This is a genomic window from Brachybacterium avium, from assembly GCF_002216795.1.
Lineage (GTDB): Bacteria > Actinomycetota > Actinomycetes > Actinomycetales > Dermabacteraceae > Brachybacterium > Brachybacterium avium.
In genome coordinates this window covers 94,313-110,316 of record NZ_CP022316.1, presented here as the reverse complement: position 1 = coordinate 110,316, position 16,004 = coordinate 94,313, and the positions used below count along the sequence as shown (strand labels likewise).

At 70.8% G+C, this 16,004-nt stretch carries 13 protein-coding genes and 1 pseudogene; 6 read left to right on the top strand and 8 right to left on the bottom strand.

What is annotated here, in order from left to right:
- Positions 1–105 precede the first annotated feature (105 nt).
- Positions 106–1,800, bottom strand: a complete 1,695-nt coding sequence (locus tag CFK39_RS00470; RefSeq protein WP_089063819.1) for a hypothetical protein — start codon at positions 1,798–1,800, stop codon at positions 106–108.
- Positions 1,801–1,984: 184 nt separating this feature from the next.
- Between CFK39_RS00470 and CFK39_RS00465 the strand changes: the two genes are divergently transcribed.
- Complete coding sequence (locus CFK39_RS00465; RefSeq protein WP_089063818.1) at positions 1,985–2,710, top strand: beta-ketoacyl-ACP reductase; 726 nt, start codon at positions 1,985–1,987, stop codon at positions 2,708–2,710.
- A gap of 45 nt (positions 2,711–2,755) precedes the next feature.
- Positions 2,756–3,283, top strand: a complete 528-nt coding sequence (locus CFK39_RS00460; RefSeq protein ID WP_089063817.1) for a SixA phosphatase family protein — start codon at positions 2,756–2,758, stop codon at positions 3,281–3,283.
- A 22-nt stretch (positions 3,284–3,305) separates the two neighbouring features.
- Here CFK39_RS00460 and serB read toward each other — a convergent pair whose 3' ends face one another.
- Positions 3,306–3,971, bottom strand: a complete 666-nt coding sequence (serB, locus tag CFK39_RS00455) for a phosphoserine phosphatase SerB (protein WP_089063816.1) — start codon at positions 3,969–3,971, stop codon at positions 3,306–3,308.
- Positions 3,968–5,209: a glucose-1-phosphate adenylyltransferase gene (glgC, locus tag CFK39_RS00450; protein WP_089063815.1), complete on the bottom strand. Its 1,242-nt coding sequence runs from the start codon at positions 5,207–5,209 to the stop codon at positions 3,968–3,970. The genes serB and glgC overlap by 4 nt, the downstream gene beginning before the upstream one ends.
- Before the next feature lie 114 nt (positions 5,210–5,323).
- Between glgC and glgA the strand changes: the two genes are divergently transcribed.
- Positions 5,324–6,517: a glycogen synthase gene (glgA, locus tag CFK39_RS00445; RefSeq protein ID WP_089063814.1), complete on the top strand. Its 1,194-nt coding sequence runs from the start codon at positions 5,324–5,326 to the stop codon at positions 6,515–6,517.
- A 21-nt stretch (positions 6,518–6,538) separates the two neighbouring features.
- Here the strand turns inward: glgA and CFK39_RS00440 are convergent, their stop codons facing one another.
- Positions 6,539–7,324 carry a hypothetical protein gene (locus CFK39_RS00440; protein ID WP_089063813.1) on the bottom strand — a complete coding sequence of 262 codons (786 nt, stop codon included), beginning with the start codon at positions 7,322–7,324 and terminating at the stop codon, positions 6,539–6,541.
- A complete protein-coding gene (locus CFK39_RS00435) occupies positions 7,321–8,817 on the bottom strand; it encodes an RNB domain-containing ribonuclease (RefSeq protein ID WP_089063812.1) in 1,497 nt (498 codons plus the stop codon). The genes CFK39_RS00440 and CFK39_RS00435 overlap by 4 nt, the downstream gene beginning before the upstream one ends.
- 114 nt (positions 8,818–8,931) lie before the next feature.
- Between CFK39_RS00435 and CFK39_RS00430 the strand changes: the two genes are divergently transcribed.
- Positions 8,932–9,726 (top strand): ABC transporter ATP-binding protein, encoded by a 795-nt coding sequence (locus CFK39_RS00430; protein WP_089063811.1) that lies wholly within the window; start codon positions 8,932–8,934, stop codon positions 9,724–9,726.
- A gap of 7 nt (positions 9,727–9,733) precedes the next feature.
- A pseudogene (locus tag CFK39_RS00425) lies at positions 9,734–10,572 on the top strand (TrmH family RNA methyltransferase).
- A gap of 30 nt (positions 10,573–10,602) precedes the next feature.
- Here CFK39_RS00425 and CFK39_RS00420 read toward each other — a convergent pair.
- From CFK39_RS00420 to CFK39_RS00410, 3 genes are all read right to left on the bottom strand, one after another.
- The gene (locus CFK39_RS00420) at positions 10,603–11,538 is read right to left on the bottom strand and encodes an alpha/beta hydrolase (protein WP_089063810.1); all 936 of its coding nucleotides are present in this window, start codon (positions 11,536–11,538) and stop codon (positions 10,603–10,605) included.
- Between the two features lie 31 nt (positions 11,539–11,569).
- Positions 11,570–12,601 (bottom strand): NAD(P)-dependent alcohol dehydrogenase, encoded by a 1,032-nt coding sequence (locus tag CFK39_RS00415; RefSeq protein ID WP_089063809.1) that lies wholly within the window; start codon positions 12,599–12,601, stop codon positions 11,570–11,572.
- An 86-nt stretch (positions 12,602–12,687) separates the two neighbouring features.
- Entirely contained in the window at positions 12,688–13,944 is a 1,257-nt protein-coding gene (locus CFK39_RS00410; protein WP_089063808.1) for an MFS transporter, read from the bottom strand.
- 533 nt (positions 13,945–14,477) lie between these two features.
- Between CFK39_RS00410 and CFK39_RS00405 the strand changes: the two genes are divergently transcribed.
- On the top strand, positions 14,478–15,950 hold the full coding sequence (locus CFK39_RS00405; protein ID WP_089063807.1) for an HNH endonuclease signature motif containing protein: 1,473 nt from the start codon (positions 14,478–14,480) through the stop codon (positions 15,948–15,950).
- Positions 15,951–16,004 lie beyond the last annotated feature (54 nt).

Sequence of the window (16,004 nt, the reverse complement as noted above, 5' to 3'; positions counted from 1 at the left end):
GGACCGGGCCCCAGGAGTGCCCGGGGCTGAAGTCCGCCGGCGGGATCCACCCGTCATGCGGCGGCTCCGGCCAGTTCGGTGGCGGGTTGAAGCGTTGGCCCTGGGTCACTCAGGGACGTCCCAGGTGTAGTTGTCGGTGTAGGTGTTGAAGTTCAGGGTGTTCCCGCCGGCACGCGCCACCTCGAAGAGCATCTGGACGGTGTACTCGTCCCCGGCTTCGAACTCGCTGGGTGCGTTTCCGCCGATCCCGGAACCGACCAGGCTGTAGCTCTCGGAGGAGGGGTCCACGGCGCCGCCGTAGGGGGTCTTGACCGAGAACTGGAAGGGGTTGAGGCTGACCTCGCCCTCGGTGACCGTGAGCTTGGCGGTGACCACGAGGTACCCGCCGTACTCGCTCTCCTCGACGGTGCCGCCCCAGGAGCTCTCGAGATCTTCCGCCTTTGCGTAGGTCATGTGCACGGCCATGGTGCCGGTGCCGTCGGTGCCGACGAAGTCGACCGGTTCGGCCGAGGGATCGATGGTGACGAGATCGGTCGGTGTGACGGCCTCCGGAGTGGCGTCCTCCTCCTCCTCCTCGGTGGTCGCCTCCTCGGACGGATCCTCGGACGGCTCCTCCGATGCGGACTCGTTCCCGTCGGTGGTCTCCTCCTGGCTGGTGGTCGCCCCGCCACCGCCGCCGGCCTCGTTGCCGCTGTCTCGGCTGAACAGCCAGATGCCGCCGCCGATGAGCAGGATCAGCACGAGCAGCAGGATGAACAGGCAGCCCAGCCACCAGAAGCGCTTGAGGAAGCTCTTCCGCGGCGGCTCTCCCGCGCCGGTCGACGCCGTCCAGGCTGCGCCGTCATCGACACCGGGGGAGCCCTGGCCGTAGCCCGGTACAGGGGAGCCCTGGCCGTAGCCCTGGGCGGGATAGTCCGAGGCCGAGCCCTGCCCGGGGTAGTCGGGTGCGGAGCCCTGGCCATAGCCGGGTGCGGGGGAGCCCTGGCCATAGCCGGGAGCGGGCGATGCCTGGCCGTAGCCCGCAGCAGCAGCGCCTGCCGCCGCGCCTCCGGCGGCGATCCCACCGGCCGCTGCGGCGGTCCCGTAGCCGGCGCCGGAGGCCTCGTCGGGCTGCCCGTCCTGCGGCGTGTGAGCGTCATGGCCCTGATCGGACACCGGCCCGGTGGATTCGTAGGGGGTCTGCTGGGCGAGATCGGCCTCGAGATCCGGTCCCTGATACTCGGCGGTCTGCGAGGCTCCGCCGCTCTGCGCGTCCGCATCGTCTGTCGATCCCTGCGGCGCATCGGCCGCGGGCGCGAGCGGGGCAGCCTGCTGGTCCGGTGCTTCGGCAGCTGCAGTGCGCTGCGACGAGTCGGCGACGTGGGTGGCATCGTCCTCCGGGCCGACGGCATGGCGGCCGTGGACGTCCTCGGCGGCCGCTGCCTCGGCCTGCGACGGTGCGGCGCCGTAGGGGTTCATCGCTCCGTACTGGGCGACGGGTTCCGCTGCCGGCGTCGATTCCTGCACCGTGCCGTCCTGCGCAGTCGCAGGCTGCTCGGTGGCGCGGGGCTCGTCCATCCCCTGCTCACCGGTGGAGACCACCCGGGTGGCGTCATCTTCGGCGTCGGCCTGGGCCTGAGCGTCGGCCGGGGCCTGGCCCTCGGGCTGTGGCGGGGCGGCGGGCGGCTGCTCCTGTGCGATCCAGAAGTTCCAACCCTCAGGGGCCGGCCCCCAGGCGGGATCGGGCTGCCAGCCGGGAGGCGGGCTCCAGCTGGCATCCTCGATCGGCCAGTTCGGCGGAGGGTTGAAGCGGTAAGCCATCGGGTAGCACCTTCCGGAGCAATGTGGGTGGACGGGCTCCCCCTCGGATCCCGACACTCTCTCGCCCCGTATCGTAGAGCACAGGGATGCGTCGAGGCATCTGCCCTCGCGCTCCGACCCCGTCCGTCGGCGCCGACCACGGCACCACGGATCCCATACCCAGATCACTCACCCAGGAGTTCGCATGACCGACGCCATCACCGAGCCGCGCAGTGTCCTGATCACCGGAGGGAACCGGGGGATCGGCCGTTCGATCGCCGAGGAGTTCCTCCGCCGCGGGGACAGGGTGGCTGTCACCAGCAGGTCCGGCCAGGGCGGTCCGGAGGGTGCGCTCACCGTGGCCGCGGACGTCACCGACGGCGACAGCCTGGACACGGCGCTCAAGGCGGTCGAGGAGGCGCACGGCCCGATCGAGGTGCTGGTCGCCAATGCCGGGATCACCGATGACCAGCTGCTGCTGCGGATGAGCGACGACTCCTTCGAGAAGGTGCTCGACACCAACCTCACCGGCGCCTTCCGCACCGTGAAGCGGGTCATCAAGTCGATGATGCGCAAGAAGAAGGGCCGGATCGTCCTCATCAGCTCTGTGGTCGGGCTGTACGGCTCGCCCGGGCAGGTCAACTACGCCGCCTCCAAGTCGGGGCTGATCGGCATCGCCCGCGCGCTCACCCGTGAGCTGGGCTCGCGCGGCATCACGGCGAACGTGGTCGCGCCCGGCTATATCGACACCGAGATGACCCAGGCCCTGCCCGAGGATCTGCAGGCCACCTATCGCAAGGCGATCCCGGCCGGCCGCTTCGCCGATCCGGCCGAGGTCGCGAAGGCGGTCAGCTTCCTCGCGAGCGACGACGCGGCCTACATCTCAGGCGCCGTGATCCCGGTCGACGGCGGACTGGGCATGGGACACTGACCCAGTCCTCGCACCCTCCTCGACGTAAGGCGTGAATCCACCCCGATGTCTTCTTCCGACCCCGACAGTCGCCTGCTGCTCCTGATGCGTCATGGCAAGGCGGAGAGCGGGTCCGGCCGACCGGACCACGAACGCGCATTGGCCGATCGAGGGGTGACGCAGGCCCAGCTGGTGGGGGAGTACCTCGACGCCCAGAACGTGCAGGTCTCCCGGGTGCTGGTCTCCGACGCCGTGCGCACCACTCAGACCTGGGAGGCTGTCGCCGCGGCGATGCCGGGATTCGACGGCGAGGTCTCCTTCCATGAGGAGATCTATTCCGGCGGAGCGGCCGACGTGCTGGCGCTGGTGCACGGCGTGGATGCCCGCCACCCGGTGGTGATGGTGGTCGGCCATGAGCCGACGATCTCCACCCTCACCTCCCTGCTGGCGACGGAGGACTCCGAGGCGGGTGCGGCCGCGCAGGCCAGGATCGGGATGCCCACCGGTGCGACCGCGGTGCTCTCGGGGCCGCTGCAGGGGTGGGGCAGCCTCGCCGAGGCGTCGCTGACGCTGCACACGATCGTCCGCCCCTGAGCGCGCACAGCGTCAGGACGACTCAGCGCCGACCTGCCACCTCCAGGTGCGGCCAGGCCTCCAGCAGCGACGGCCCCTCGAGCACCGCATCGGCGATCTCCCGCAGTGCGGGCTTGGCCCGGAAGGCGATCCCGGTCCCGGCGGCGAGCAGCATCTCGCGATCGTTGGCCCCGTCGCCCATCGCGACGATCTTCGCGGGTGGGATCTCGTAGCGCCGGGCGAGCTCCTCGAGGGTGCGACGCTTCGCGGCACCGTCGATGATCGGCCCCTCCACCTTGCCGGTGAAGCGGCCCTCGGCGATCTGGAAGCGGTTGGCGCGCACGTGGTCGATCCCCGAGCGGGCGGCGAGCTCGTCGATCACCTCATGGAACCCGCCGGAGACCAGGGCGGTCACCCAGCCGGCAGACTTCGCGCGACGCACCAGCTCGAGCGCGCCCGGTGTCGGCACGAGCACCGCCCGCACCTCGGCCAGCACGGACTCGTCCAAGCCCTCCAGCAGCGCCACCCGGGCGCGCAGCGACTGGGCGAAGTCGAGCTCCCCGCGCATTGCCGCGGTGGTGATCTCCTCGACCTGATCACGCACCCCGGCATGCTCGGCGACCAGCTCGATCACCTCCTGGGTGAGGAAGGTGGAGTCCACGTCGGAGACCAGCAGCCCGGTCACCGAGCCGGAATGGTGCACTGTCACGGGGTGATGACCGTGCCCTTGCCGAGCACGGTGATGCCGGATTCGGTGACCACCCAGCCACGGGCGAGGTCCTTCTCCGCATCCAGGCCGATCTGGGTGCGCGGCGGCACCACTACGCCCTTGTCGATGATCGCCCGATGGATCTGGCAGTGACGCCCGACGATCACGTCGTCCATCAGCACCGAGTCCGACACGTTCGACCATGAGTTGATGCGCACGCCCGGGGAGAGCACGGAGCTGGAGACCTGAGCGCCGGAGACCACCACCCCGGGGGAGATCACCGAATCGACCGCGGAGCCGACGCGGCCCGGACCCGCGTGCACGAACTTCGCCGGCGGGGCGTTGCGGTGCCCGGTGAAGGTGGGCCACTCGTGGTTGTACAGATTGAACACGGGATGGATCGAGATCAGATCCATGTGGGCGTCGTAGAACGCGTCGAGGGTGCCGACATCGCGCCAGTAGTCCCGGTCGCGGTCGGTGGAGCCGGGCACGTCGTTGTGGATGAAGTCGTAGACCGCGGCGTCACCCTCCGCGACGAAGGAGGGGACGATGTCCCCGCCCATGTCGTGCTTGGAGGAGTCGTCCTGCGCGTCCCGGGTCACGGCCTCGACCAGTGCATCCGCGGTGAAGATGTAGTTGCCCATGGAGGCGAGGATCGAGCCGGGATCGTCGGCCAGCCCCTCGGTCTCGCTCGGCTTCTCCACGAAGGCCTTGATCGTGGTGGGGTCCGCCGGATCGGTCTCGATCACGCCGAACTGGTCCGACATCTCGATCGGTTGCCGGATCGCGGCGACGGTGCAGGACTTCCCGGACTCGATGTGTGCATCCAGCATCTGAGAGAAGTCCATGCGGTAGATGTTGTCCGCACCGACCACCATGACGTACTCGGGCTTCTCGTCGTAGATCAGGTTCAGGGACTGGGCGATCGCGTCGGCACTGCCGCGGAACCAGTGCTTGCCCATGCGCTGCTGCGCCGGGACCGGGGCGACATAGTTGCCCAGCAGCGAGCTCATGCGCCAGGTCTGGGCCACGTGCTTGTCCAGAGAATGCGACTTGTACTGGGTCAGGACGACCACGCGGAGGTAGCCGGAGTTGACGATGTTGGACAGGGCGAAATCGATGAGGCGGTAGATGCCGCCGAACGGTACTGCGGGCTTGGCCCGATCGAGGGTCAGCGGCATCAGCCGCTTCCCCTCACCGCCGGCGAGGACGATGGCGAGAACCTTTTTGGACGACATAATGGGAGGATAGTCCAGACGTGGCACTCGTCACGCGCCGTCCGTCCCATTCGGACGACAGCTCGATCTGGGACGCTGGCCGAACAGCCCCCGCAGAAGGAGGAGGAGCCGGACATGCGTGTCGATCTGCTCACCAAGGAGTACCCGCCCGAGGTCTACGGCGGCGCCGGAGTGCACGTGGCCGAGCTGACGAAGGTGCTGCGAGGGCACATCGACGTGCGGGTGCGCGCCTTCGGTGCCGAGCGCGAGGAGGAGGGCACCTCCTCGTACACCACGCCCGTCGAGCTCGAGGGTGCCAATGCGGCGCTGTCCACCCTGGGCACGGATCTGCTGATCGCCGCGGACTGCGCCGGCGCGGACCTGTTGCACTCCCACACCTGGTACGCGAACTTCGCCGGCCACCTGGGCTCGCTGCTGCACGGTGTGCCGCATGTGCTCTCCGCCCACTCCCTCGAGCCGCTGCGGCCGTGGAAGGCCGAGCAGCTCGGCGGCGGCTACGCCGTCAGCTCCTTCGCCGAGCGCACCGCCTACGAGGGCGCCGCGGGTGTCATCGCGGTCTCCGCCGGGATGCGCGAGGACATCCTGCGGGCCTACCCGTCGGTCGACCCGGACAAGGTCCACGTGGTCCACAACGGCATCGACATCGAGCAGTGGTCACCGAATCCGGAGACCTCGGCGCTGACCTCCCGGGGCATCGATCCCGAGGCGCCCACGATCGTGTTCGTCGGCCGCATCACCCGGCAGAAGGGGCTGCCGTACTTCCTGCGAGCAGTGCGCGAGCTGCCCGCCGAGTACCAGGTGGTGCTGTGCGCCGGGGCCCCGGACACCCCGGAGATCGCACAGGAGGTGAACACGCTGGTGGAAGAGCTCTCGAAGAACCGGGGCAACGTGCATCTGATCACCGAGATGCTGCCCCGCCACGAGCTCACCCAGATCCTCACCCACGCCACCGCCTTCGCGTGCCCGAGCATCTACGAGCCGCTGGGGATCGTGAACCTCGAGGCCATGGCCTGCGGCACCCCCGTCGTCGCCTCCGCCACCGGCGGCATCCCCGAGGTGGTCGTCGACGGGGAGACCGGCTACCTGGTCCAGCTCGAGCAGCTCACCGACGGCACCGGCATCCCCGTGGATCCCGAGAAGTTCATCGCGGACACGCGCGATGCGCTGGTGCGGATGGTCTCCGACCCGGCGAGGGCGAAGGAGATGGGCGAGGCCTCGCGCCGCCGCGCGGCCGAGCACTTCTCCTGGACCTCGATCGCCGAGCGCACCCTGGAGGTCTACCGCACGGTGATCGCCCAGAGCTCCTGAGAGCCGCTCGGCCCGCAGCTCTCAGCCGGTCTCTGTCGCCACGATCCGCTCGACGGTCTCGATGAGAGCACCGCGGGCCGCCTCGTGCAGCTCATCCAGCAGCCCCCGCCGGGTAAGCGCCTCGGCCAGGTGCACGGTGTGGCCGTGGCCCTCCTCGATCTCCGCCCGGGTCAGCAGCAGGGTGCGTGAGGCGAGCACCAGCAGATGCGCTGCGGACCGATCGAGGTGCCGGGGGAGCGCGGTCGAGATCCAGGTCTCCGGGATGCGGGCGGGCTCGACGGGCTCCTCGGGCACCAGATCGAGATCCACACTCCCTCCGGCGGTGCGGTGCAGGGCGTGCAGCAGCTCCTCCCGCGCGCTGCCGGAGCTCGCCGTCGGCGGGACCTGTGCTCCGACCGGAGCGGGCACCTTCACCCAGGTGACGGCGCTGACCGACCGCTCCTCGTGCAGGACCGGGGTGATCTCCGGGAGCAGGGTGTGGTCGGCGATCCCGGCGGCGGTGACCACGATCGCCTGCTCCGCCTCCAGAGCAGGACCGATCGCCGCGGGCGGGCCCACCAGCCCGGCCAGCCGCCCGGGTATCGGCAGCGCCAGGCGCAGCTGGGCCAGCGGCAGCCGGCGCAGCGAGGTCATCCACTCGAACAGGTCCTCGCCCTGCCCGCTGGGACCGGAGCGTCCCACCCCGTAGCTCATCTGCGCAGCATCGTCGGGCCCGATGTCGCCGCGCAGATAGGCGGCGCTCCACAGCATCAGCACCGCCGCGCGGGGGAGGGGTACCAGATCGCGGCCGGCGGCCGCCTCGCTCACGCCCCGCCCCCGTCGGCCGCGACGAACTCCGCCCGACGGGCCGACGGGTCGACGGATTCCAGCCGCACCCGGACCACCTCGCCGACCGCCGCGTCCATCGGCACCCACGCGGTGACCGGCGGATCGCTCAGCTGCACCTCGACGCGAGTGGGGGCTCCGTCCCCGTTCTCGGTCTCGGTCGCTTCGCGCCGCTCGATGACCGAGGCCTCGAAGACCTCGCCCTTCCAGGCGGCGAGGGCCATGGTCTCGACCAGTTCGAGCGCCGCCCGCTCGAGGTTCCCGGCCCGTGCCCCGGTGGCCTGCATCGCCTCCGGGATCTCGGCGAGGGCATCGAGCAGCTCGGGGGCGGGCTCGATCCCGCGGACGTGCGCATGGCAGATGAGCAGCACGAAGCGGTCCACCAGGCGGCGCAGCGGCGCGGTGGTGTGGGCGTAGGGCGCGGCGATCGCGGACTGCTCCGGATCCTCGGGCACCTCGTCCGCTGTGGTGAACGCTGCATAGGAAGCGCCTCGGAACAGTGAGGTGGCCTGGTTCAGCAGGGCCAGGTGCACCGGGTCGTGCCAGTCCAGGGACCGCAGGAACGCGCCGTAGCTCTGCTCCGGGGGCCAGGGGTTGCCGAGCGCTTCGGACTGGCGGCGGAAGCGGTCCACCGCCGCCTGCTCCGCCGGAGGCATGGTGCGCAGGATCCCGGCACCGTGCTCGAGCATCAGCTGCGCCGCGGCCATCCCGGTCAACAGGGAGATCTGGGCGTTGGCGTCCTCGATCGGGTTGGGCCGGCGCCACTGCAGGTGCACCTGGCCGTTGTCGGCGACCACCTCCTGCTCGGGCACGTTCAGGCTCGCCCCTCCGCGCCGTGCCTCCAGCGCGATGCGCAGCCCTCCGATCTCCTGCAGCAGCAGCATCGTCGGATGCCCCTCGCCCCGGTCGAGCTCCGCCTGCACCCGGTCGTAGGCGAGCTTCTCGACCGAACGCACCTGGGCGCGCTCCAGATCGATGCCGATCAGCTCCCCGGCCGCATCGAGGTCGAGCACCCACACGAACGCCGGGCTCGACTGGTCCGGCAGCAGCGAGGCGACCCCTTCGGAGAGCACCTCGGGATGCAGCGGGATGCGACGGTCGGGGAGGTAGAGGGTCTCGCCGCGACGACGCGCCTCCTGGTCGATCGGGCCGTCGAGATCGACGAACCACGGCACGTCCGCGATCGCGTACAGCACCCGGTACCCGCTCTCGGAGCGCTCCAGGTGCATCGCCTGGTCGAGGTCGGTGGAGGTCTCGGGGTCCAGGGTCACGAAGGGGATCCCGGTGCGGTCGATGCGCTCGCCCGGCGAGCTCGCGCGGTCGGCGGCGCTCTCTGCGGCTGCGAGCACCTCCGGCGGGAACTCCAGCGGCACCTCTCCGTCATGGTCCGCGAGCAGCGCGTCGATGCCGGTGCGCAGCTCATCGGCCGCGACCGAGCCTCGCGGGGCGTGCAGGGAGACGGGACGACGCAGCACAGGGACCTCCTGAGGGCGGTGCTTCGGGCCCGGCCAGTCTATGGGGGACACCACGGCTCGGCTCGGCGTCCCGGTGGCCCGGGTCGGAGCCGGGAAGCAGATAGGCTCAGGGCCATGTCCGTCGCAGCAGCAGCCCTGAATGATGTCACCGTCCGCCGCAGCGGGACCGCGATCCTCGACGCGGTCTCCCTCGAGGTGGGAGAGGGGGAGCGCTGGGCGGTCCTCGGCCCCAACGGCGCCGGGAAGTCGACCCTGGTGCGCCTGCTCTCGGCCCGTATGCATCCCACCACCGGCACGGTGCACATCCTCGGTGAGCAGCTCGGCAAGGTCGACATCTTCGAGCTGCGTCCGCTGATCGGCCTGGCCAGCCAAGAGCTCGCCGACACCGTCCCGGCCGAGGAGACCGCGGAGAACGTCGTGGTCACCGCCGGGTACGGCGTGGTGGGGCGCTGGCGCGAGGAGTACGACGAGCTGGACCTGGACCGTGCCCGCACCCTGCTGGCCGCCTTCGGGGTCGGTGATCTCGCAGGCCGCATGTTCGGCACCCTGTCCACCGGCGAGCGCAAGCGCGTGCTCGCCGCCCGCGCCCTGATGACCGACCCCGAGCTGCTGCTGCTGGACGAGCCCGCCGCCGGCCTGGACCTGGGCGGGCGCGAATCGCTGGTGCGCACCCTGGGCCGGCTCGCGAAGGACCCCGCTACCCCGGTCACCGTGCTGGTCACCCACCACGTCGAGGAGATCCCGCCCGGCTACACCCATGTCGCGCTGCTGCGCGAGGGCGCCGTGGTCGCCGCGGGCCCCATCGGCGAGACCCTCACCTCCCAGAACCTCACCCGCACCTTCGGGCTGCCGCTGGTGGTCGAGCAGCGCGGGGAGCGCTTCACCGCCCGCTCGCTCTCCCTGAACTGACCCTGCGGTGGAGACTCCGCAGCTGCGGCAGATCACCGAGGTCACCGACCTCTCGGACTCGGCGCTGGACGACTACCTGCGCATGACCGATGTACGCCTGCGCTCCCGCGTCGAGGTCGAGCGCGGGCTGTTCATGGCCGAGAGCTATGAGGTCATCTCCCGGGCGATCGACGCCGGCATGGCACCGCGCTCCTTCCTCATGAGCGAGAAGTGGCTGGCGAAGTTCGCGCCGCTGTACGAGCAGTTCCCCGAGGTGCCGGTGTTCGTCGGCGCGGAGCCGCTGCTCGAGCAGCTCACCGGCTTCCACCTGCACCGCGGCGCGCTCGCGGCGATGCAGCGGCCCCAGCTCCCCGCAGTGCCCGACGTGCTGCGCACCGCCCGCACCGTCGCGGTGATCGAGGACATCGTGGACCACACCAACGTCGGTGCCATGTTCCGCTCGGCCGCGGCTCTCGGGGTCGACGCGGTCCTGGTGACCCCGCAGTGCGCGGACCCGCTGTACCGTCGCTCGATCCGGGTCTCGATGGGCACGGTGTTCCAGGTGCCGTGGACGCGGCTGGAGGCCTGGCCGGCGGCCGGAGTGGATCTGCTGCACGAGGCGGGTTTCGACGTGCTCGCGCTGGCGCTGAGCGAGGGCGCCTCGTCGCTGGATCAGGTGGACCTCGGGCCGGACCGCAAGGTCGCCCTCGTGCTCGGCGCCGAGGGCCACGGGCTGAAGCCGGCGACGCTGCGCGCGGTCGACGAGCACGTGGTGATCCCGATGGCCGGGGAGTGGACTCCCTGAACGTGGCCGCGGCGAGCGCCGTGGTGTTCTGGCAGCGACGGGCGGCGCTCGGCTCGCAGTGAGCGCTCGCGCCCTCACTCTGCCTCGCGTCCTCACCCTGTGGGGGATGCCTCCAGCAGCGTGCGGCGCAGCCACTCGTGCGCCCGCCCCATGAGCGCCCGCGCGGGACCGGAGCCCCGGGCCCAGCTCTCGAAGCCGTGCGGGGCACCGGGCACGAGGTCCAGGACCACGGGCACACCGGCCCGTTCGAGCCTCATCGCGTAGATCTCGTCCTCGGTGCGGAAGAGCTCGATGTCGCCGACGGCGATGAAGGTCGGTGGCAGGCCGGAGAGGTCCTCCCGCCGCGCGGCCGCGGCGTAGGGCGCGATGGTGTCCGCGCCGGGATCCGTCCCCAGGTAGGCGGTCCATCCCACCCGGTTGGCGCGGTTGTTCCATACCCAGTGGTCGGTCCCGTCCAGCGACTCGTCCGCGGCCGTGCGATCGTCGATCATCGGGGCGAACAGCCATTGGGCGAGGGGCTGGACGCCCCCTTCGTCGTGGAGGCGCTGCGCGAGCGAGGCGGCGAGGCCACCGCCGGCGCTCTGTCCGCCGATGACTATCCGCGCCGCATCGATGCCGAGCTCCTCCGCGTGCTCATGCATCCATCCCCACACCGCATGGACGTCGTCCAGCGCGGCGGGGAAGGGGTGCTCGGGAGCGAAGCGGTAGTTGGCCGAGACCACCGGGATCCCCAGGTCCAGCGAGGTCTCCGCGCAGAGCGCCTCGTCCTGCCGGGCATCGCCGAAGAGCAGACCCCCGCCATGGATCCAGAGCAGTGCCGCGTCCCCGGTGCGGTGCCGCGGCTGGTACACCCGCATCCGGAGCGCTCCGGACCTCTGGGCCCTGACCGTGACCTTCGCGACCTGCGGGACCCGCATCATCCGGGTGGCCAGGCGCAGCACCGTGCGCATCCATGCCCGCGACGGATCAGGCACGGGGAGCTTCTGCGTCGCCTCCCGGAGCGCCGGGTCGACCTCCTCGATGTCCATCACCGATCGCTTCTAGGTCCCGGGCGTCGCCTCACAGCGCGATCTGGATCTTCACATCCGTCGGCCTGCCCTCGAGGAAGCGCTCGAAGGCGCCGACGGAGTCGTCGAAGGCGAAGGTCTCCGAGACGAAGCGGCTGAGGTCGATCGCATCGGTCGCGGCGAGGTCGATCGCCTTCTGGTAGACGTTCGCGTAGCGGAACACCGTCTCCAGCGAGATGCCGCGGCTCTGCGCGGTGGCGATGTCGAAGGGCACCGGATCCACCGGCATGCCCACCAGCACGATGCGGCCACCCGGGGCGGGCAGCTCCCACAGCTTCGCGTAGGCGGGAGCGGCGCCGGTGGCCTCGAACACCACCTGCGGTCCCCAGCCTCCGGTCTCCGCACGCACCCGCTCGCCCAGGTCCTCCTGGGTGGCGTCCACGGTGACGATGCCCTCGAGCCCGTCGAGCAGGGCGAGCTTCTGCGGCAGCACGTCGGAGATGAAGACGGTGCTGGCACCGCCGGCGCGCGCGGCGAGCGCGGTCATGATCCCGATGGTCCCGGCGCCGACGACGGCCGCGACATCGCCGGGTGCGATCCCGGCCTTCGTCGCCGCGAACATGCCGACGGAGAACGGCTCGATCAGCGCCCCCTCGGCGAAGCTGAGGCTGTCGGGAAGCAGATAGGTGAAGGCGGCGGGATGGATGACCTCGTCGACGAGGCAGCCGTGCACGGGCGGGGTGGCCCAAAACTGCACGCCGGGATCCACGTTGTAGTTGCCCTCCCGCACCGCGCGGGAGCTGGGATCGGGGACCCCGGGCTCCATCGCGACGCGATCGCCGACGGCCAGATGGGTCACGCCCTCGCCGATCTCGGCGACGGTGCCGGCGCCCTCGTGCCCGAGGATCATCGGCGCCTCGACCACGAACGGGCCGATCTTGCCGTCGGTCCAGTAGTGCACATCCGAGGCGCAGATGCCGACGGTGTGCATAGCGATCCGCACCTCGCCGGGGCCGGGGGAGCCGACGGGCCCGACCTCCGCGATCGACATCCGGTTCTTCTCGTGCAGCATCAGCGCGCGCATCCAGTACTCCTCCGCTCGGGCGTGACAGGCCGTCCAGGGCCCTGCGATGAACTCTGCCACACCGTTCCGCGGTGGTTCGTGCCGGTTCACCGGACGGTCCGCTCTCCATCGCTCACTGCGCGGATCAGCAGCGCCAGCAGCACCGTCGCCACCGCCAGCCCCCACCATCCCCACCCGTCACCGAGCGCGATCGCCGCACCGAGGACGGCCGGCGCGGCGGAGGACATCACGCCGTTGCTGATCCCGTAGAACGCCCCGTACTGCCCCTGCTGCCGCGCCGGCGCCAGACGGAACAGCAGCTCCATCGTGCCGGCGCTGTACAGCACCTCCCCGGCGGTATGCGCGAGCAGGAAGACGCCCAGCGCGAGCACCAGGACCGCCGGCGAGGCCGACCAGCCGGAGAGGAAGAAGAGGTAGGACATCGCCAGGCAGACGGCGCCGATCACCAGGCGCCGACTCGCCGTGCGGATGCTGGTGATCCCGGCACTGGCCGGCACCTGGAAGGTGGCGGTGAGCAGGGCATTGAGCGCGACCAGGAGGCCGACGACCCAGGTCAGCTCCGGATGATGGAGCACCGTCCACAGGGGGAGCGCGAAGGACAGCACGTGCAGGTAGAGGCCGATCGCGCCGTTGGCGAGGGAGAACACGGCGAACCGCCGATCGGGGAACACCGGCCGCGGACGCCCGGCTGCGCCCTCCGGCGCCGGTGGCACCGCGATACGCAGCAGCAGCCCGGCAGCGATCACGAAGGTGACCGCATCGCCGAGGATCGCGCTCCGGAACGCCGTCGCGCTGCCGCTGGCCAGCACCAGCCCGGCCAGCAGGGCACCGGCGGAGATGCCGAGGGTGAGCAGGGATCTCAGCGAGGCGCGGGCGAGCGCCGGATCCTCTCGCGCCACGCGCCGGATCAGGGTGGTGTTCGAGGACATGCACATCCCCTGCCCGAGGCTGATCAGGCACAGCACGAGGACGAAGCTCACCTGGTCCCGGACCACCAGCAGCAGGGCGGTGGCCACGGCGGAGAGGACGAGCCCGGCCAGGAGCACGGGCTTCGGACTCGAGGCATCGGAGAACCTGCCGCTGAGCAGATCTCCGCCGATCGCGAGCACGGTCGCCGCGACGAGCACCCCGGAGACGAAGCCGATGGAGAAGCCGAGGTGCTGGGTGAAGAACAGCACGCTGATCGTGGCGAAGAGCCCGTTGCCGAGCGCATTGACGGTGGTGAGCAGCGCGAGCAGGCGCATCGCGGGGGATGCGGACATCGTCGCCGCGGCGGTGACGTAGGGGGCGGCGAACAGCTTCCCGAGCGAGGGTCGGCGTCGGCTGCGCGCATTCTTCGGCATGGCCCGACAATAGCGTTTCCGGCGCTGTGATCCCCTTCTCGGCGTTGATTATCGGGCGGCCTCGGGCTGTGTTACCGTCCCCGCGTCACCGGCGACGACATGGGTGCGTTCCACATTCGTCGACACCTCTCGGAAATTCTTCGTAAATGAGTTTCTCAGCGCCCGCCAGAATCATTCTTCGGCGTCCCGGTGATCGGCGTGCACGAGGCGCGTTCTCGCGGTGCTGCATCGCTCGCCCGCAGAGCCCACCTGCTTGCGACACCCGGGGGCGACCGCTCCTCCGCAGTGGGTGCCCGTCCACCGTGAGCAGGCCGACCGTTCCTCCACCGAGGTCACTTATACAGAATCCCCTGGAGAATCTTTCCTCCACACCACCCGTTTATCCACATTATCCACAGATTCTCCGTGGGGTCTTGCGCCGACTCGACGTCTCGATAGAGTTGCGGGAAGACAATTTGTCATATTCAGCTCGCAGGACTTCACTGTCGTTCTCACAAGGATTCGCCGACCAGGGCCGGGAGGAGGTGTGCACAATGGGTGATCTTCGCGATGGCGCGAACGTACCGTTCGACGAGGACGCGACCGGTGAGGTCTCCTCCCGGGCGGAGCTCTCGGTCGACGCACTCTCGGAGCCGACCCCCGCCGCTCCTGTCCTCCCGCCGCATCTGCGGCCCGTCCATGCCGCCTCGATCCAGGAGAGCCGGCGCCTCGCGGCGCGCTTCACCGCGCTCGCCCCGTCGTTCCACGACCCGGAGAGCGAGGACTACGACGCGGATGCCGCCGAGGCGGAGATCCTCTCGGCGGCGCTCGCCCTGCGCTGCACCCGCGCCGTCGCGGACCGCATCCTCCGCGATGCCCACATCGCGCTCACCCAACTGCCTCTCACCCTGGCCCGGCTGGAGTGTGGGGAGTTCCCCGCCGCCTGGTTCGACCGCATCCTGCGCCGCACCCGGCATCTCACCGCGCGCCAGATGGCCTTCGTGGATGCCGCCGCCTCGTGCTGGCCGGCCACGTCGACCACAGAGCAGTTCCATCACCGCCTCTCCCGGCTGCTCGGCCGCCTGGAGTCCCAGCAGGAGACCCCTGCCCACCTGACCCCTGAGGGCCGGCGCCGCGTGGAGCTGCTGCCCACCCGCGACGACGGGATCGGCTGTCTGCGGGTGGTCGGCCCGGCACCGGAGATCCTCGCCCTCGCCCAGCGGCTGGACTCCGCCGCCCGCGCGATCCAGGCCGCCCAGCGTCGCGCCTTCGAAGCGGGGGAGACGCCACCGCTGGATCCGCGGGGCACCGTCGCCGGGACGGCGACCCCCGCCTCCCTCGCTCTCCTCCAGTACGACCTGCTGGGCGGTGCGGCCTTCGGCACCGACGGGGTCCAGGTGCCGCAGCCCCGTTTCCGCCTCAATGTCACCGTGCCCGTCCTGACGCTGCTCGGCGGCTCCCAGGAGCCCGGCATGCTGGAGGGCACGACCCCGATCCCTGCCTCGATGGCGCGTGAGCTCGCCGGAGCGAGCGAGACCTGGCACCGCGTGCTCACCGATCCGTGCAGCGGCGCCTTCCTGGCGCTGCCCGCGACGCGCTACACCCCGACCCGCGCCATGCTCGAGCACCTGCGCCTGCGCAACACCACCTGCGCGGTCCCCGGATGCACCCGCCCCACCTCCTGGGCCTCCGAGGCGGACCACATCGAGGAGTACGACCACGGGGATCCGGAGCACGGCGGTCTCACCGAGATCGAGAACCTGCACCTGCTGTGCTGGCAGCACCACCGGGCGAAGACCGCCGGCCTGCTCGACCCGACCCGCCTGCCGAGCACTCCCGGACTGCCGGGGCGGACCACCTGGTCGATCCGGGATCGGGCGAGCGTGATCGTCCACGACAACGAGGACCTCGCCACCCCGCACACGACCGAGGCGCTCATGGACTCCTGGACCCGCTACCAGGCACGACTCGAATCGCGACGGCGCGCCCTCGAGCGGCGGAAGAACCCGCCCCCACCGCCGTACTGAGGCCACGACGGATCCCCGTGAGGGGACGCGACGTAACCTGGCACGCCCGACCCG